The sequence below is a fragment of the Pseudomonas sp. BS3782 TE3695 genome (genome assembly GCF_050435305.1).
Lineage (GTDB): Bacteria > Pseudomonadota > Gammaproteobacteria > Pseudomonadales > Pseudomonadaceae > Aquipseudomonas.
In genome coordinates this window covers 3,701,220-3,718,672 of record NZ_JBNDKB010000001.1, presented here as the reverse complement: position 1 = coordinate 3,718,672, position 17,453 = coordinate 3,701,220, and the positions used below count along the sequence as shown (strand labels likewise).

The following is a 17,453-nucleotide window of genomic DNA, read 5'->3' as shown; positions in this document are numbered from 1 at the left end:
TATCAAACCTCGGCGAAACGTTGTAGCTGCATTTCCTGAAGACGGCTAAGGGTGCGGCGAAACGGAAACTCCAGATAGCCCTCGGTGTAGAGCGCCTCCATCGGCACCTGCGCCTCGAGGTATAGCGGTACTTTGCGGTCGTAGCATTCGTCCACCAGGGCGATGAATCGGCGTACGCCGTCGTCATGTACCGACAACTGCGGCAACTCCCGATCACCCGCCATCACCCGTTCGACGCCGTCCTCAGTGCCGCGCGCAATGCGCCCTTCGCGCTTTTGCGCGCTGAGGTTGGGCACGTCACTCAACAGAATAGCGCTTAAGGTGTCGCACAGGGCCATGAAATCCATCGCGGCAAATGGCTGCTCGCAGAGTTCGGAATATCGGCACCAGAGCACCGTTTGACTGGCCTGCATGACATTGACCGAACGGTAGCCGATCTTCACCGGATCGCCGGACAGCGACTGGCCGACGGTCAAGGCTTTGAACACCTCGCTCAGCGCGCCGGGCTGACCCGGTACGTTCACCCAGTAACGCTGCAGACCGGCGCCCGGGTGCAAGCGATGATCTTCCCCGCCATCCACCGCTATGACCTGCATGTGTTGCTTGATTGCAGCAATAGCCGGCACGAACCGATCGCGATTGAAGCCATCCGCGTACAACTGATCCGGCGGTTGATTGGAGGTGCAGACCACCACCACGCCCTGCTCGAACATCACCTGAAACAAACGTCCAAGAATGATCGCGTCACCGATGTCGTTGACGAACAATTCATCGAAACACAGCACGCGCACTTCCTGGCTCAACTCGCGGGCCAGCGCTTTCAATGGATCGGCGGTGCCGGTCAATTGAAAGGAACGCTGATGCACCCAGCCCATGAAATGATGAAAGTGCTGACGCCGGGCCGGGACGCGCAGGTTTTGGTAGAACTGATCCATCAACCAGGTCTTGCCCCGCCCGACCGGCCCCCATAGGTATACACCGGTGACGGGCGCGCGGTCTTCATGCAAGGCTTCATGGCATTTTTGCAACGCCCACACAGCATGTTCCTGAGCCTCGTCCTGGACGAAGCCCTTCAGTTCGATGGCGTGTTGCCAGGCGCTTAAGGGAGAGTCGACATTCATGCGCGGCAGTATAGGTAAAACGCAATCCATGTGGGAGCGGGCTTTTTGTGGCGAGGGGGCTTGCCCCCGTTGGGGTGCGAAGCGCCCCCGGCATTTCAAAGTTAAACCGCATGTAAAGGATTTACGGCTGCTTCGCAGCCGAACGGGGGCAAGCCCCCTCGCCACAACAAGCCATCTCACCACATAAGCCCGCTCCCACAGGTTCCGCGCCGCGACACAACACCGGGTTACAGCGAGATGTCCAGCCGGGCGATCTTGCCCTGTTCATTGAGGCGGAACATGTAGCGCAATTCCAGCGGGCTACCGGGAAACGTGCCGGAGATCAGGTTGTGCACCAGTACTTTGCCGGTGCGCATCTGAACGTCGAGCACCTCGACCCGCGGCTGATAACGTTGTGCGGTGTCTTGCATCCATTGGGCGATGGCTTGTGTGCCGACCCGATGCTGCCCCTCATCGAACACATTGGCATCCTCAGCGAAAAAACTGGCAACCCTCGATGTGTCGCAAGCATTGGCAGCGGCAATGTAGGCGGCAATGGCGGGGGCCAGTGAAGAGGCTGGATTGGACATGTTTACGGCTCCTTGTGAGTTGATTCTGGAGCCATGCTAAAACAAGCCTGTGTCAATTCTTGTCAGGAGTGAAACGCCCTGCTTCGTCCAGTTGCATCTGCTTGCGCCAGGTGCGCAACAGGTCACTGCGCCGCCCCGGATAGCGCTCACCCTGCTCGCTGGCGGCGGAGATCCGGTCGGTGCGAAAGGTGCGATAGGCACTGCGCAATTCACACCAGGCGACGATAATCCGCACCTCGTTGAGAAAGCCCAGGGCCAGTGGCCAGATCAGCCGCTGACTCGGCACCTGATTGGCGTCCGCGTAGTCGATGTGCAGCTTGGCCTGATCGCGGATGGCTTGGCGAAACACATTCAAAGGCACGGCATTTTGCGGATAGCCATAACCCGGCGGCCCCGGCAGCATCGTCGGGTTGCGCAAGGCCTCCTGGGCGACGGGATCGAGTACCGCGGCGATTTTGGCCAGGGCATCGGCCGCGGCTTTGCTCAAGACCTCATCGCCACGCTGATCCACGTAGCGCAACCCGAGCACGATGGCCTCGGTCTCATCGGCATTGAGCATCAAGGGCGGCAGAAACAGGCCGCTGCGCAATACATAGCCGATCCCCGCCTCGCCAAAAATCGGCGCGCCGAGCGCGGTGAGTTCCGCGATGTCGCGGTACAGCGTGCGTTCGGAAATCTCCAGTTCGCTGGCCAATGTCGCCGCCGTCACTGGACGACTCTTGCCCCGCAGCACTTGTAACAAGGTCAGTAAACGACTGGTTCGCGACACGGTCGGCAGGCTCTTTCCTGAAAAGTCGTCGCAGATTAGCAGAGGCTGTTGTCAGAAACTGGCAGGAGCGACAAGACCATCGCTTGATGGCCTGGCACAGATCAAATGTGGGAGCGGGCTTGCTCGCGAAGACGGCTTAACATTCAACACTTCTGGTGGCTGACACTCCGCTTTCGCGAGCAAGCCCGCTCCCACATTGGCTTGTGTGTTACCGATCGACCTTGTGCCTGGCCGCATACAAACACAGCATCTCCATGGCCAATGTCGCCGCTGCCAGTGAGGTAATGTCCGCGCTGTCGTAGGCCGGCGCCACTTCCACCACGTCCATCCCCACCAGGTTGATCCCGCGCAACCCGCCGAGAATTTCCAGCGCCTGCACTGTGCTCAAGCCGCCACACACCGGCGTTCCGGTGCCCGGCGCGAAGGCCGGGTCGAGGCAGTCGATGTCGAAGGTCAGGTACACCGGATGATCACCAACCCGCGCACGAATCGCCTCGACGATTGCCTCGCACCCTTGCCGATGCACCTGCCGCGCATCCAGCACCTGAAAGCCCTGATGATCGTCATTGGTGGTGCGCAACCCGATCTGCACCGAGCGCGACGGATCCACCCACCCTTCTTTGGCAGCATGCCAGAACATCGTGCCGTGATCGACACGCTTGCCCTCCTCATCCGGCCAGGTGTCGCTATGGGCGTCGAAGTGAATCAATGACAACGGGCCATGCTGACGGGCATGGGCCTTGAGCAGCGGATAACTGATGAAGTGATCGCCGCCGAAGGTCAGCATCGCGCAACCGCCGCTCAGGATGCGCTCGGCGTGGGCTTCGATGCTGTCCGGCACCGACTGCGGCGTGCCGTAATCGAAGGCGCAATCACCATAGTCAATCACCGCCAAGTGATCGAACGGGTCGAACGTCCACGGCCAATGACGTTCCCAGGCGATCCCGGTGGATGCCGCCCGAATGCCGCGCGGTCCGAAACGCGCACCGGGACGGTTGCTGGTGGCAGTGTCGAACGGCACGCCGCTGACCACCACGTCGACGCCACGCAAGTCGCGACTGTACCGGCGGCGCATGAAACTGGTGATACCGGCGTAGGTGCTTTCGGCGGCAGTCCCGTAAAGACTGTCGCGGGTCATGGCCTGATCGTTCTGTGCAGGGACGTCCATGGTCTATTCCTTGTTATTGGCTTATTGGCGGCTACGGAAAGTGGTCCACAAGCGAGTGCGCTGACGCATGTCCTTGAGGCTCATGCTGCGGTCGGCGTACAGCCGCTCACGCACCTCGCTCTGCGGGTAGATGTCGGGATCGCTGCGCACCGCCTCATCCACCAACGGCGTCGCCGCCCGATTGGCCGTGGCGAAGAACAGCGTATTGGTCAGCGCGGCGACAGATTCGGGACGCAACATGAACTCGATGAAGGCCCGGGCGGCTTCGGGGTGCGGCGCGTCCTTGGGAATCGCCAGGTTGTCCTGCCACACCAGCGTGCCCTCCCGCGGAATGCGGTAGGCCACTTCGAACGGCTTGTTGGCCTTGCGCGCCTGGTCGGCGGCCATGCTCGCGTCACCGTTGTAGGTCAATGCCAGGCAGACGCTACCATTGGCCAGATCGTTGATCTGCCGCCCGGTGGCGACGTACAGCACCGACGGCTGTAACTGACGCAACAGTGCATCGGCGGCTGTCAGATCAGCCTTGTCGGTGCTGTAGGGATCTTTACCCAGATAGTGCAGCGCCAGGCCGATCACCTCTTGTGGCGAATCGAGAATCGCAATGCCGCAATCTTTCAGTTTGCTGGCGTATTCAGGTTTGAACAGCAGGTCCAGGCTGTTGAGCGGTGCGTTGGGCAAGCGCTGTTGCACGGCTTCGACATTCATCCCCAACCCGAGCGTGCCCCAGGTGTAAGGCACGCCATACCGGTTGCCGGGGTCGACCGCCGCCAGTTTTTCCAGCATGTCCGGGTCAAGGTTGGCGTAACCCTTGAGGCCATCGCGAGGAATTTCCTGCAGCGCACCCGCCGCCAGCCCTCGGGCCAGAACGCTGGACGACGGCACCACCACGTCGTAGCCGCTGCCGCCGGTGAGCAGCTTGGTTTCCAGCACTTCCGGCGCATCGAACGTGTCGTAGCGCACACGGATGCCGGTTTCCTTTTCGAACCGTTGCAAGGTCTCGGGCGCGACATAATCGGCCCAGCTATAGAGATTGAGGACTTTTTCCTCTGCCTGGGCCGGCACGGCCATGGCGAGGAACAGTGCGGGTAAACACAGTTTGAAGAGTGCAGCCATGACAAACACCTGACCGGAGGAAGTGGTTGCAGAATGCGTCGTCGGTTACATTGGAAAAATACCAAGTTAGTTATCCTGACTTTATTGCGGAGTAATGTTTGATGCTCGGTCAACTTCATGACCTCGACCTGCACCTGCTCCGCCTGTTTGTCAGCGTGGTGGAATGCGGTGGTTTCAGCGCGGCTCAGGGGGAGTTGGGGCTGAGTCAGTCAAGCATCAGCCAGCAGATGGCCAGGCTCGAAACCCGGCTTGGTTATCGGCTGTGCAGTCGCGGCAAGGGCGGGTTCAAAATCACCCCCAAGGGCGAACAGCTGCTCCTTGCCATTCGCGCCTTGTTCGAGTCGATTGAAGCGTTCCGTCATCAATCCAACGGCGTGGCCGGACGCTTGATCGGCGAAGTGCGCCTGGGCTTGTCCGAAGCACTTGATCAGTCAGTGCTGCGACGGGTTGCCGAGGCGATCCGGCGCTTTCGCGAACGGGATGAATCGGTGCGTATCGAGTTGATCAGCGCCATGCCCGGCGAAATGGAGCGGCTGTTGCTGCAACAACGGCTGGACCTGGCGATCGGCTATTTCTCGCAGGCGCAAAGCGCTTTTGACTACCGCGAACTGTTCACTGAAACCCAGCACCTGTATTGCGCCCCGGGGCATCCGCTGTTCACCGATGAGGCACCTGATGATCAAGCACTTCAGGCCTGCGACCGGGTCGATCACCCCTACCGCTTCCTGCGCAGCGACGAGCCATTTCAGGGGAAGAGGTGTTCGGCCCGCTCCGAGCAGGTCGAAGGCACCCTCGCCTTTATTCTTTCCGGCAAGCACGTTGGCTACCTGCCTGATCACTTCGCCCGTAGCTGGGAAAGCAAAGGGTTGCTGCGCCCCGTGCGCCAGGGCGATATGAGTTTTGAGGTGGCGTTCCATCTGGCCCGCCATCGTGCGCAGGTGCCAGGGGATGCGCAAAAAGCTTTTGAAGAGGATCTGCTTGCGGCGTTTGCTTGAAGATCAAAAGATCGCAGCCTCGTTGCACTCGACAGCTCCTACAGGGTAAACCTATGCAGGAGCTGCCGAAGGCTGCGATCTTTTGAACTTGCTCGGCCCTTTTTCTTTACGAGAACCTGTCCATGCGCAGATTGTTCGCCCTGTCTCTGTCTCTCCTGCTGCTCTCCCTGAGCGCCTGCGCCCTGTTCCCCCAACACGATCCGCTGAACATCAATGTGGTCGGTATCGAGCCGCTGCCAAGCCAGGAACTGGAAGTGCGTTTCGCGGTAAAACTGCGCGTGCAGAACCCCAATGAAACAGCGATCGACTACAACGGCGTAGCCCTGGATCTGGAGGTGAACGGTCAATCCCTCGCCTCCGGTGTCAGCGACCAGTCGGGCTCGATCCCGCGTTTTTCCGAGGCGGTGATTGTGGTGCCGGTGAGCGTTTCGGCTTTCTCGGTGCTGCGTCAGACCCTCGGGCTGGGTCAGACGCAGACACTGAACAATCTGCCTTACGTGCTTCGGGGCAAACTGGCTGGCGGCGTGTTCGGCACAATGCGTTTCGTTGATCGCGGCAAACTCCGCCTGCCGGGGCAAACTACCGACACGTGGTAATGCTCACGGCTCGGTTTGCGGCTTAACCGGATCGATTACCTGGGTCACACAATGTTTGAGGCCTTCTACATGCCAGTTGGCCCACAGCCGACTTTGGTCGGTGCTGTCTTCATCCGGCTCTATCGCCAACCAGTTTCGAGCGGCAATCAGGTAACGTCCTCGCGAACCGATAGGCAACATGGTTCCGGTGATGCCGTAGTCGATCTGTTCCTGATGTTTGCCAATGGACTCCAGAAACTGCACTGCCAGCACCGGCGGTGCAGGATGCACGACCCCGGTCGAAATCAATTGGTAGATCAATCCCGAACCATCGTAGCGATGCCGGGATAACGTCGATTCGATCACGCAGGCCCCCGCCACATGTACATCACCGGACACCAGCGTGACCTTGCATGACTCGGCATGGGCGTAATCCAGCAGTCGCATGATCAACCGCTTGCGTTCGTCCCGGTGGGGCAGGCTTCGCCAATGGTCGCGCAAATCGTCCTCGAGCTCCTGTTGCCCCGAAATCAGGTCCAGCGCCTTTTCCGCCGCCTGTAAATCGAGGTAACCCACGGGAATACTCGACATTAGCAGCAAGTGCTTATGCCCCTTGGCCTTCCCCAGCCAGGCATAAATCGCATCCCAACTGACGGGCGAAATGATCCGGGTTCGCCGGGCCGGCGCAGTCGTCAGATCCGGCGCACGTTCGCTGCGCAAGTCGGGAACCAGCAATGCCAATTCACCCAGGCCGGTAAACCCCAGGTGAAAGCCGTCAGCGGTATCGGGAATCGCACAAGGGTGGGTATCAGCGGACGGTTTGAGGTGAGGATGAGTCTGGATCAGTTGCTGCTGGAAAATTCTGAAATAGCGCTTGGCCGTGGCAAACAGCCCCTGGAACACCGGGCTTGAATGCAATATCTCATCGTAGGAACCCCAGCCATCAATGATGTCATGGTCATCCCACATCATCACCGTCGGCACGGCGCTGAGCAGCTTCGCGACCTCAGGCTGCTTCCAGCGCTCCAGGTAGAGCCTGGCGAAGAACTTGTCCAGATCGGCTTCGATCACTTTGCTGTAGACCGCCTTTCGACGCTCGGCGAAGGGTTTGGCAAACCATGATTTCATCGACGACAGATTGCTGCGCATCTCGTCGCTGTAAACCTGATCGCCCCCCATCAACAACAGGTGATAGGGCTTGCTTTGATGAGCCCCCCACATGTGCTCCCAGCGCTCATGGTTTCTGTCCACCTTCTCCATGTCCTTGGGGTTCGAAAAGCCGTTGCATGACACATAGGCCAGGCGCGGTGACTGGCCCTCGGCCGGAACGACGAAATTGGCCTGCGCACCGTCTATCTTGATCGTGTATGTGCTGGCAACCGCCTGGTCTTGCAGCGCTTTGAAATCGATGCGCCAGACGCGGAACTGAGGACTGAGCAACGGGATATCGGCGATGGCCAACGGTTTGCCGCCAGTGACACCGCCGGGTACTTTTACGCTGGGTGATGACGCGCCCAAGGGCAAAACCACTAAAGCCGACACGTTATAGACATTACTGTTGACGCCACGAAATTGCAGAATCGGGCCGAGTAACAAACTCATGGACAGTCCATCCGTTGACAGGGTGTGAACGCCTAGAGACTAGACGACAATCGCGCGCCCGCAGGTTTACGCATTGAACCGCACGCCCGATTTGGCCCGCTCATCCACCGTCAATTCAAATATGTCCGGGCGCGCGTAGTGCCCGACCACGTCGTAGTCGTAACGGGCGCGGATCAAGTCGTCGGTGTCGATTTCGGCAGTCAGCAAACCCGCCTCGTCACGCAGCGGCCCGGCGAGAATGTCGCCCATGGGCCCGACAATTACGCTGCCGCCGGCAATCAACGGGCGCTGCGCCGGCCAATTGGCGATGTCCACGCCCAAGGCTTGCGGTGAGTCCTGAACCTGACAGGCGCTGACCACAAAGCAGCGTCCTTCATGGGCGATGTGACGCATGCTCACCTGCCACATTTCCCGCTCGTCCACGGTCGGCGCACACCAGACCTCCACGCCTTTGGCGTACATCGTGGTGCGCAGCAGCGGCATCATGTTTTCCCAGCACACCACGGCGCCGATTCGCCCGACCTGGCTGTCGATCACCGGCAAGGTCGAGCCATCGCCCTTGCCCCAGATCAGCCGTTCGGTGCCGGTGGGCATCAATTTGCGGTGCTTGGCGATCAGCCCGGCCTGCGGATCGAAATACAACGCGGTGCAATATAAGGTGCTGCCTGCGCGCTCGATCACGCCGATCACCAGATTGGCGCCCGTGCGTGAGGCCAATCCGGCCAAGGCTTCAGTCTCGGCACCGGGCACATCGATGGCGTTGGCAAAATATCGGGCAAACGCTTCACGACCTTCCGGCAGTCGATAGCCGAGTTGCGTACCGAAGCTCTCACCTTTTGGGTATCCGCCGAGCAATGCCTCCGGCATGACCACCAGTGCGGCACCAGATTCGATAATGGCGGTTTCCCGGGAGAGGATTTGATCGAGGGTTTCAGCCTTGCCGCCGGGCAAGGCGCCGATTTGCAGCGCAGCAACAATGGACTTGGGCATCGCGATGACTCCGTCAGTAATGAGGTGTTGCTCATTGTCCGGCGCCACAGGATCATGAATAAAGCCCGACTCACTGCTGAATGATATGAACCAAATGAATATCGCCACCGTCGATCTCAATCTGCTCAAAGTCTTCGAAGCCCTGCATGAGGAGTCCAGCGCCAGCCGTGCCGCATTACGTCTGGGCGTGACGCAGTCGGCGGTCAGCGCGGCGTTGCGTCGATTGCGCGAGGTGTATGGCGATCAGCTGTTCGTGCGTACCGGTCGAGGTCTTGCGCCGACGCTCAAGGCCAATCAGTTGAAACCGGTGGTCAGCGATGCGCTGAACAAATGCCGCCAGAGCCTGGCGATGGTCGATCCGGCTGCGCATCAATATGACGGACGTTCGGTAATGGTGGGTTTGTCGGATGATTTCGAAATCGCCTACGGGCGGCGATTGATTGACGAGATCGCGGACCGTGCGCCGAAACTGCGGCTGATCTTTCGTCAGACCCACAGCCAGATCGTCGCCCGGGCCTTGATGGAACGCAGCATCGATCTGGCGATTACGGCAGGCGGATTTGCCGAGCGTTTGCTCAGTCGCCAGGTGCTGGGTGAAGGGGATTATCTGTGCCTGGTCGACCCCCTCAGCCTGGCCGAGGGACAAGAGACTCTCAGCCTTGAAGCGTTCGTCGCCCGCGAACACATTCTGGTGTCATCGGGCGGTTTTATCGGGATTACCGATGAAGGCCTGGCGGCGTTGGGGCTGAGTCGGCGGGTATGCGCGTCGACCACGCACTTTGCCGCGTTGCCGCATCTGCTCAAGGGCAGTCAGGCGGTGGCGACCATTCCAGCCCATGCGGCTCGAAGTATCGCCGCGCTCAGCGGATTGGCGCTACTGCCCTGCCCTTTGGCGCTGCCACGCTATCCGATCGAGCTGGGCTGGCGCACCAGCACACAGCTCGACCCGGTGGTGTTAAAAGTGCGCGAGGCGATTATCGCGACCTTTTCCTAGGAGTGCGTACATCGGCCATGGATCGGTTGTACTCATTCCCCGTAGGAGCTGGCGAAGCCTGCGATCTTTTGATCTTCGGCAATTTCGAAACCGGCAAAAGAGCAAGATCAAAAGATCGCAGCCTGCGGCAGCTCCTACATGAGTGCGTACATCGGCCATGGATCGGTTGTACTCATTCTCCGTAGGAGCTGGCGAAGCCTGCGATCTTTTGATCTTCGGCAATTTCGAAACCGGCAAAAGAGCAAGATCAAAAGATCGCAGCCTGCGGCAGCTCCTACATGAGTGCGTACATCGGCCATGGATCGGTTGTACTCATTCTCCGTAGGAGCTGGCGAAGCCTGCGATCTTTTGATCTTCGGCAATTTCGAAACGGCAAAAGAGCAAGATCAAAAGATCGCAGCCTGCGGCAGCTCCTACATGAGTGCGTACATCGGCCATGGATCGGTTGTACTCATTCCCCGTAGGAGCTGGCGAAGCCTGCGATCTTTTGATCTTCGGCAATTTCGAAACCGGCAAAAGAGCAAGATCAAAAGATCGCAGCCTGCGGCAGCTCCTACAGGGGAGTGGTGTCCGGAAGCTTATTTAGCCGCCATCAAACGATTGACTTCACTGCGCACCATGTTGGCGAATTCCGGGGGCGACATGCCGTCGAGTTCGGCGCGGACCCACTCGGCCCATTTGCCTTTGCGCTTGGCACGCTCAGCGAACAACCGTGCGGCTTCGCCCTTGGATTTACCCAGGTTGTTTTGCCAGAGTTCGAACAGACGGGATTTTTCATCTTCAAGCGCCGCGCGCTCGGCAAGGGGTTTGTCGGCCAGATTGAAGCTCATGGAAGATTACCTGCTGCATAAAATAGGCGACATCTTACACTGTAGGAGGAAATGTCCTGCCCTGGATTTTTCTTCGGGGTGGAGTCGCCACGCAAAATCACTGCAACTTTTGCCATAGCGCCAGACTCCATTGTTCACTGCCCATTTTTCTGCAAGGAGTACTCTAATGGCCCGCAAAATCATCGATCAAGTCGCCGAGGATCAAATCAAGGATCAGGTCTTCAGCGAACTGCAGGCCCTGATCGAAGAATCGGAAAAACTGCTGAAAAGCAGTGCTTCACTGGTCGGTGAAGAAGCGGACACCCTTCGTGGGCAAATCGCCCAGAAACTCCAGCAGGCAAAGGGGTCGGTCTCCAGTATGCGTGACCGGACCAGGCCCGCGGTCGAGGCCAGTGAAATCTATATCGGCGGCCATCCTTGGCAAACCGTGGCCATCTCCGCTGGATTCGGTTTGGTGGTGGGGCTGTTGTTGGGACGGCGTTAAGCCAAGCGCACCTATGTGGGAGCGGGCTTGCTCGCGAAAGTGGTGTGTCAGGCAACATCAATGTTGACTGTGCCACCGCCTTCGCGAGCAAGCCCGCTCCCACAGGTTCAGAGCCCAGCCAGCTCTCGCAGATTGGCCAGCGTCTGAGGATCAAGCGCAATGCCTTCGACCTTGGCTTTGGCGCGCTGCCCGTGACGTCGATCACCCGGTAACCGCTTGAGTCCGACACCGTGCATCTGTCGGACCAGTTCCTGGCTGCGCTCGGCAAAATTCTGCCCCGCCGATTTGCTCGGATCGATCACAATCAGCAGTTGACCCGTCCAGGGTGTTTTCGCCCCCGGATGGTTCGACCAGTCGAATTCGAAAGAAAAATTACCCCCCGTCAACGCCGCCGCCAATAGCTCCACCATCATCGACAGCGCCGAGCCCTTGTGCCCGCCAAACGGCAGCAAGGCGCCGCCCTCGAGAATCGCTTTCGGGTCCTGGGTCGGCTGACCAAGGCTGTCCACCCCCATGCCCGCCGGCAAGCGCTCGCCTTTGCGGGCAGCGATCTGCACATCGCCATGGGCGATGGCGCTGGTGGCAAGGTCGAAGACGATCGGAGCGCCGTTGGCCCGGGGCGCGGCGAAGGCAATCGGGTTGGTCCCGAATAGTGGACGATCTGCACCGTGCGGCACCACGCAGGTCATGCTATTGACCACGCTCAGTGCCACCAGCCCTTCATCGGCAAACGGCTCGACGTCCGGCCACAAGGCAGCGAAATGGTGGGAATTACGAATGGCCAGCACCGCAATGCCGGCACTGCGGGCTTTTTCGACCAGCAATGGCCGCGCCGCCGCGAGCGCCGGTTGGGCGAAACCATTCGCGGCGTCGACCCGGACAAAACCCGAGGCCACGTCCTCGACCACCGGCACAGCCTGACCATTGACCCAGCCACTTTGCAGCGTCGATACATAACCGGGAATGCGGAATACACCATGGCTGTGAGCCCCGTCGCGTTCGGCAGCAGCGCAGTTGAGGGCCAGGGTTTTGGCGACATCGGCTGAGGTGCCGTAGTGCAGGAAGATTTGTTCGAGCAACGCCGTCAGCGCTTCGAAAGACAAGTTTGACGAAACCGCAGTAGATACATGATCGTGAGACGCAGACATCTGAAGCTCCAGAGTAATTATTGGAGGGGGCAACAGCGTACGAAAACCAACCGATTAACAACGGGCGACAGGCAGCCTGTCAACCCTTCGCTTGAAGCGGTACACCTGATCAAAACCGAATGAGCCTAAAAGACGCTTTGACGCATGTTTGCATAAACATCGGGCGGCCATGCGGTAACTATCTACCACCTTCGACTCAGCCGCGACTTTTAGTCTTGAGCCTCAATCCACTGGCGCATTCAACCGCGCCCTGAACGAGACTCGACGATGCTCACACCTCCCGCTCCACTGTTTTTCCCCCAGGCCCTGCACTCGCCCGGGCACTGGAATGATCTGGGTAAAACCCATGGGCTCACGCGCAAGGATTTCGAATGGTTCAGTCATCTGGAACTGGCCAGCCAAACGTCACGCAGTCAACAGACCCCGCCCATGTTTGCCGAAAAAATCCTGCTGAAGTCAGATGTTCTGGACCCCATCCCCTTGGCCGGCAGCTTCGTGTTGAGCCGCACGCCGGATGACAACGGCGAGATTCTCTACACCCCGTACGCCGGCATAAAGAAGTTTGACAACCGCGCTGCCTTGACCGAACAGCTAAAGCGTCAGCTGAGCAGCGCGACCGAGGACGACGACGTGCTGGCCTTCATGTCGTTGTCTGCGCGTAAAACGCTGGCAGCCGCAACCTCTATTCAAGTGAGCTTTCAGGCCATCGAGGGCGAAATATTCGAAGACCAGCGCACCGTCATCGCCCATAACCAGCAGATGAACGAGCAGGCCATGCTGGATGAGTTGATCAAATTGCCAACGCTCACTTCGCTGCTCGACACATTGCTTGACGAGTGTCTGCAGTCATCATTCCCGGGGCTTGATCAAAGCCAGACCCGGCTCAACATCTACTCTGTCGCACCAGCCCACGACGCCCAGGACAACGGCGCCTCCCGACGCTGGATCAATTCCCTGTCCCTGAGCGACGCGGTGCTGTCGCATTACCGTCATCAGCGATGGCCGACCGGGCAGATTCGTGAATTCTCCCATCCGGAAAAACAACCGGCGAACACCGACCAACACCACTGGAAAACTGCCGTAGAGACCGTTTCCAGCAAACTGGCAAGCCTTCTTTGCACAAAACTGCAGCACTATTGGGACAACGCGGCAGCCGACGGTGCATCCCGTCGCGCTTTTTTCAGTCGGGCAATTCGGGAAAAGGCGCGCGCAGAATTGCTGATCAAGCGCGAGGCCGAGATCATCAGCCCTGAACAAAGCCAGGCCTTGCACTCGTTGATTCAGCCGACGGCGGGTACGTCCTCGGCACTCACCCTCGAAACGGTGCGTCTTTGGGAACACGCGGCCAATTATGTGGAACTGGCGGGCGCGCTGATGATTAATCACGCCAATGCCTTTTTGTATACGCCGACGCAAGGACTCCAGGTGCTGAACGACTATCAGGACCTCAAAGACACCTTGCTCAGCAAATTCAGCGCCGCGGGCCATGAAGACGAACTCTACGGTCTCCTGAGTCTGGATGAACGTAACCGGTTCATCGGTTTCAGTCACCCACAGGTCTCCGGCGAGGTGATTTCAGGGTCGATATTCAAGACGCTGTTTGAGGCGATCATTACCAAGCAGCTGCAAAATATTGAATACGTGCTGCAGGTTTTTCGTCACAGCGACGGCACCGTGGACCTCCATGCCTTGTTCGACAAGGCACTGGATATACGCGCAATGATCAGCGAGCAATTGCTGTTGCTGGATGTTCAGGGACGCTGGAGTACCCGACCGGTGTTATCCGGCAACCAACGGCCCTCCATGGTGTTGGCGGACACGGCAGCAGCGTTCGTAAAAACCTTCAACGATGTCGAATCGCTGATCAGCACGGAATTCGCTGCTCAGCCGATTACCTCGCTGGCGCTTCAGCGCGTTTATCTGGAGAAACTAAAACCCCGGCTGGCCCACGCACTGGCCGTGGGAATACGCGGGGAAGCCAGCCTTAGAGCGCTCAACGCAACGCTGCGCAGCGCCGACCGGGCCATTGTCGATACGGCACTCAACCCGGATCAACCCGATCGAAAAACGCGCCTGGCCCTCAACGGTTTCAGGCCTGACGCCTATTCGCTGATCCTGGACTGTTCCGGGCAGAACAATGTGCGGCCCTTGGCCAATTGCGTGCTGTTGACCGAACGTGGCGGGCTCGACGTCCGGCATTCGGGTCGGGCGATTCTGTGGACACCGGCAGGCGGGCTGGAAGTCTTCGCGACGGTGAGCAGCGCTACGATGGAATTGAACCGGCGCTTGCTCGACGCCAACAGACGCCTGGAACTGCTGGAAAACCTCTCCCCTGCCCAGCACACATTCCACCAGCGCTATACGCTCAATTCGCTGCGACTGATTGAGAGCAACGTCTTGCAGCACCTTGCGCAATCCTCCATTGATCACTTCCTGGCCCGTTGCGAACACCTGCGCAGCCTTAAACTGAGTGACGCGCAACAGGTCATAGCATTGCAAAAGATGACGAAAAAAGTCATCGACACCAACTTGCGCAGAGCCACGTTGATCTCACAAGCCATCACTCGACAGCAGTCCCTGCCTGCATGGCTCGCAATGGCCCCCGTCGAAGAACAGCAGTTGCACGTTGAATTGCTGGAGCAATATCGCAACAGCGTCACCGATGACAAGGACTACCTGCACGGGATCCAGCCCCTGAGGTCATACGTGCATGAGCGATTGGTGTCATTGCTCGGCAGTCGATTCCCTGGCGCGCTGCTTGACCCTGATCACATCAAAATCACGCCCGACTTGACCCTGGCCGGGCCCTCGCGAAGCCTGACCGAGTGTGGCCTGAACCCTGCCAGCGTAGCTCAAGGCATCGGGTTCAAAATAGCTACGACCACCTCCCGGACGCTTCCCGACCGGTTGAATCAGGACGCCGTGCGCCAGCTTGTACAGTCACTGAATATCCAGAGCGATTATGCACAGCGGGTGACGGATGCATTGACCAAGGCCGGTACCGATGCCGACAAACGAAAGCAACGCTACATTCGACAATTACCGTGGCAACTGCTGCAACACGCTCATGCGCTGAAACTGCAGCAACATCTTTCGACCCGCGCTTTCGATTTGATCCTGCAAGTACTCGACATGCCGGACGCCATGGCCCGCATGGCCGTAGCCGGTGCCCACGCTATCGTCAGGCCGCTGGAACTGATCAAGACCGCAGGCGCCGCTGCCGTCAAAACCCTGGGCCTGTACCTGATCGGTCCCGGTGCCGGGCATAACGGACCGCAAATCCTGTATGCGCCTTATCACTCGGCTTCGGTATTTACCGAATTCGAGAACGAGGCCAACGTTATCTCGGCGATCAATACACCCGGGGCACTGCAAAATCTGATTATTCGGCGGCTCCCCGAAAGTCAGCGGTCCTTGTTCGGTAACCTGTTCAAGTCCACCGGCGGACAGCCAAGCGAAATCAGCCTTGCGTCCTCTCCCATCGACGGCAACCTGCTTGCACAGTTATACAGCGATAACATGGGGCCTTTTATCGAAGATGCTCGGCAGCCATTCCGAGATCAACGGTCAGGCCGATTGGGAAACCGCCAAAAACCTGTTCAGTACTGGCATCAAGCTGATCTCCGGCATGTTGCCGGGCAAGCTCGCCTATGTGCAGTTTCTGTGGCAAAGCTACAAGGACTTCAAGAATTCTGCCCAAGCGCTGCAGGATCACCACTGGAAACGGGCATTGCAGGCGTTTATTGCCGGGGCCGCGCAGATGGTGACGTTGGGCAGGTTGTCGCTGGAAGCTTCGGCAACTGAGCAAGCAACCTCCCACGCTGCACCGGTTGTCAGCCCGGTGGCCGCCCCACAATGGTCGAAAGTGAAACCGACGGCACCGGCGCGCACGCTATTGCAGCCTTTCGAGAGCCCGGACATTGCATTAAAGAACCTGAAGAAGATCAGCACCGATGGCACGTACCTGGATTCAATCAACAATCGCACGTACGTCCCTGTCGAGGGAAAGGTCTATCCCGTCGCCAAAATCGGGCCGGTCTGGCGAATGGCCAAGGACCAACTCCAGGGTCCAGCGTTGTTGGCGGCTGCCGGTCAGCAATGGGTGGTCGACCCGGACTCCCACACGATCCATTACGGTAAAGCCCTGTCAAAAATGCACAATCAATTCACTACCAGCCTCGCGGTCAGAGACACCTTGAATATCGAAGCCAGGGGAATGGAAGAGATTCGGACAAAACACCCGGAAAAAGCGCGGATGATCACGCAAGCGATTGACATGGCTCGCTTCTACGCGTTTAACAGCTTGCATAACCTGGCACAACTCAAACACCTGACGCCGGGGACGCGGCTGGACACCTTTCTCAAAGTTTTTTTTGATGCCCAGGACATCGAAGCCAGCCTTCTGGACAAAATAAGAAACGTCATCGTGCCCATTTGCAAAGCGCTGGTGGACCCCAACGTCGACTTTATGAATACCGAGCGTTTTGTCGTCGGTTCAAGCCGATACGGGATGAGGGGCACGATCGCTTTTGTTGTGCATAACGATGCACAGCAGCGTGTGCATTTCACGGAGCTTTTTTTTGATCCGCAACTCGATTGGTACAAGTCTTCTCTGACCGAGCCTTTCAACGTCGACGACCATGCCCGGGCCGCGACGTTGATTCATGAGTTCTCCCATCTTTTTTCGCACACCGTGGATATTGCCTCGCTTGAAGCAAGACGTCCGTTCACCGATCTCATCGCTGCAGTGACCGGTTTCGGTGTGGCAACTAAACAATCGCAGCAGAATTTCCAGCGCCAGGCCCTGTCGCTGGCCACACCGAGGGAAGAACTGTTTGCTCACTGGAGCGAAATGGAGCAGTCATGGATCAATCTGGATTCGATCGAAGGTCTGGAACACGTGGGTAAGGACATTCTGAAAACGACAGGCTGCAGAACCATGGATGAAGCTCGCAACGCCTTCCTGAATCCACGAAATGTGGGCCTGCGCGCCGACACCATTTTGCGCAACGCCGATTCGATTGCTCACTTGATCTGCGAAATGGGTCGACAACTGGATCCGGCGCCAGCCCCGCCCACTGCCTGACGTCCGGCG

Annotated in this window: 13 protein-coding genes and 1 pseudogene; 5 read left to right on the top strand and 9 right to left on the bottom strand. The window is 58.7% G+C overall.

Annotated features, from left to right (window positions below):
- Window positions 1–2: 2 nt before the first annotated feature.
- The 5 genes from zapE to ABH909_RS16770 form a co-directional block, all read right to left on the bottom strand.
- Window positions 3–1,121, bottom strand: coding sequence for a cell division protein ZapE (gene zapE / locus ABH909_RS16790; protein ID WP_429435139.1), 1,119 nt, complete (start codon window positions 1,119–1,121; stop codon window positions 3–5).
- A gap of 227 nt (window positions 1,122–1,348) precedes the next feature.
- Window positions 1,349–1,690: a nuclear transport factor 2 family protein gene (locus tag ABH909_RS16785; protein WP_429435136.1), complete on the bottom strand. Its 342-nt coding sequence runs from the start codon at window positions 1,688–1,690 to the stop codon at window positions 1,349–1,351.
- Window positions 1,691–1,742: 52 nt separating this feature from the next.
- The gene (locus tag ABH909_RS16780) at window positions 1,743–2,459 is read right to left on the bottom strand and encodes a helix-turn-helix transcriptional regulator (RefSeq protein ID WP_429435134.1); all 717 of its coding nucleotides are present in this window, start codon (window positions 2,457–2,459) and stop codon (window positions 1,743–1,745) included.
- Between the two features lie 208 nt (window positions 2,460–2,667).
- Window positions 2,668–3,627 carry an agmatinase gene (gene speB / locus ABH909_RS16775; protein ID WP_429435132.1) on the bottom strand — a complete coding sequence of 320 codons (960 nt, stop codon included), beginning with the start codon at window positions 3,625–3,627 and terminating at the stop codon, window positions 2,668–2,670.
- Between the two features lie 21 nt (window positions 3,628–3,648).
- Window positions 3,649–4,740 carry a polyamine ABC transporter substrate-binding protein gene (locus tag ABH909_RS16770; RefSeq protein WP_429435129.1) on the bottom strand — a complete coding sequence of 364 codons (1,092 nt, stop codon included), beginning with the start codon at window positions 4,738–4,740 and terminating at the stop codon, window positions 3,649–3,651.
- A 101-nt stretch (window positions 4,741–4,841) separates the two neighbouring features.
- Between ABH909_RS16770 and ABH909_RS16765 the strand changes: the two genes are divergently transcribed.
- Entirely contained in the window at window positions 4,842–5,735 is an 894-nt protein-coding gene (locus tag ABH909_RS16765; protein ID WP_429435128.1) for a LysR family transcriptional regulator, read from the top strand.
- 122 nt (window positions 5,736–5,857) lie between these two features.
- Window positions 5,858–6,331, top strand: a complete 474-nt coding sequence (locus tag ABH909_RS16760; protein ID WP_429435125.1) for an LEA type 2 family protein — start codon at window positions 5,858–5,860, stop codon at window positions 6,329–6,331.
- Window positions 6,332–6,334: 3 nt separating this feature from the next.
- Here the strand turns inward: ABH909_RS16760 and ABH909_RS16755 are convergent, their stop codons facing one another.
- Both ABH909_RS16755 and ABH909_RS16750 read right to left on the bottom strand, forming a co-directional pair.
- Entirely contained in the window at window positions 6,335–7,912 is a 1,578-nt protein-coding gene (locus ABH909_RS16755) for an alkaline phosphatase D family protein (RefSeq protein WP_429435122.1), read from the bottom strand.
- A gap of 66 nt (window positions 7,913–7,978) precedes the next feature.
- Window positions 7,979–8,902 (bottom strand): carbon-nitrogen hydrolase family protein, encoded by a 924-nt coding sequence (locus ABH909_RS16750; RefSeq protein WP_429435120.1) that lies wholly within the window; start codon window positions 8,900–8,902, stop codon window positions 7,979–7,981.
- 85 nt (window positions 8,903–8,987) lie between these two features.
- Here ABH909_RS16750 and ABH909_RS16745 point away from each other — a divergent pair, with 85 nt between their 5' ends.
- Window positions 8,988–9,896: a LysR substrate-binding domain-containing protein gene (locus ABH909_RS16745; RefSeq protein WP_429435117.1), complete on the top strand. Its 909-nt coding sequence runs from the start codon at window positions 8,988–8,990 to the stop codon at window positions 9,894–9,896.
- Between the two features lie 578 nt (window positions 9,897–10,474).
- Here ABH909_RS16745 and ABH909_RS16740 read toward each other — a convergent pair.
- Complete coding sequence (locus tag ABH909_RS16740; RefSeq protein ID WP_095631421.1) at window positions 10,475–10,726, bottom strand: hypothetical protein; 252 nt, start codon at window positions 10,724–10,726, stop codon at window positions 10,475–10,477.
- 166 nt (window positions 10,727–10,892) lie between these two features.
- On the opposite strand from ABH909_RS16740, the gene ABH909_RS16735 reads away from it, so the two are divergent.
- The gene (locus ABH909_RS16735) at window positions 10,893–11,210 is read left to right on the top strand and encodes a DUF883 family protein (RefSeq protein ID WP_429435115.1); all 318 of its coding nucleotides are present in this window, start codon (window positions 10,893–10,895) and stop codon (window positions 11,208–11,210) included.
- A 107-nt stretch (window positions 11,211–11,317) separates the two neighbouring features.
- On the opposite strand, the gene ABH909_RS16730 is transcribed toward ABH909_RS16735, so the two are convergent.
- Window positions 11,318–12,358, bottom strand: coding sequence for an Ldh family oxidoreductase (locus ABH909_RS16730; protein ID WP_429435112.1), 1,041 nt, complete (start codon window positions 12,356–12,358; stop codon window positions 11,318–11,320).
- A gap of 267 nt (window positions 12,359–12,625) precedes the next feature.
- Between ABH909_RS16730 and ABH909_RS16725 the strand changes: the two are divergent.
- Window positions 12,626–17,444, top strand: a pseudogene (locus ABH909_RS16725) (dermonecrotic toxin domain-containing protein).
- The last annotated feature ends 9 nt before the right edge of the window (window positions 17,445–17,453 follow it).

Coding starts and splice junctions, on each gene's coding strand:
- zapE (WP_429435139.1), bottom strand. CDS start 1,121: ATGAATGTCGACTCTCCCTTAAGCGCCTGGCAACACGCCATCGAACTG.
- ABH909_RS16785 (WP_429435136.1), bottom strand. CDS start 1,690: ATGTCCAATCCAGCCTCTTCACTGGCCCCCGCCATTGCCGCCTACATT.
- speB (WP_429435132.1), bottom strand. CDS start 3,627: ATGGACGTCCCTGCACAGAACGATCAGGCCATGACCCGCGACAGTCTT.
- ABH909_RS16770 (WP_429435129.1), bottom strand. CDS start 4,740: ATGGCTGCACTCTTCAAACTGTGTTTACCCGCACTGTTCCTCGCCATG.
- ABH909_RS16765 (WP_429435128.1), top strand. CDS start 4,842: ATGCTCGGTCAACTTCATGACCTCGACCTGCACCTGCTCCGCCTGTTT.
- ABH909_RS16760 (WP_429435125.1), top strand. CDS start 5,858: ATGCGCAGATTGTTCGCCCTGTCTCTGTCTCTCCTGCTGCTCTCCCTG.
- ABH909_RS16755 (WP_429435122.1), bottom strand. CDS start 7,912: ATGAGTTTGTTACTCGGCCCGATTCTGCAATTTCGTGGCGTCAACAGT.
- ABH909_RS16750 (WP_429435120.1), bottom strand. CDS start 8,902: ATGCCCAAGTCCATTGTTGCTGCGCTGCAAATCGGCGCCTTGCCCGGC.
- ABH909_RS16745 (WP_429435117.1), top strand. CDS start 8,988: ATGAACCAAATGAATATCGCCACCGTCGATCTCAATCTGCTCAAAGTC.
- ABH909_RS16740 (WP_095631421.1), bottom strand. CDS start 10,726: ATGAGCTTCAATCTGGCCGACAAACCCCTTGCCGAGCGCGCGGCGCTT.
- ABH909_RS16735 (WP_429435115.1), top strand. CDS start 10,893: ATGGCCCGCAAAATCATCGATCAAGTCGCCGAGGATCAAATCAAGGAT.
- ABH909_RS16730 (WP_429435112.1), bottom strand. CDS start 12,358: ATGTCTGCGTCTCACGATCATGTATCTACTGCGGTTTCGTCAAACTTG.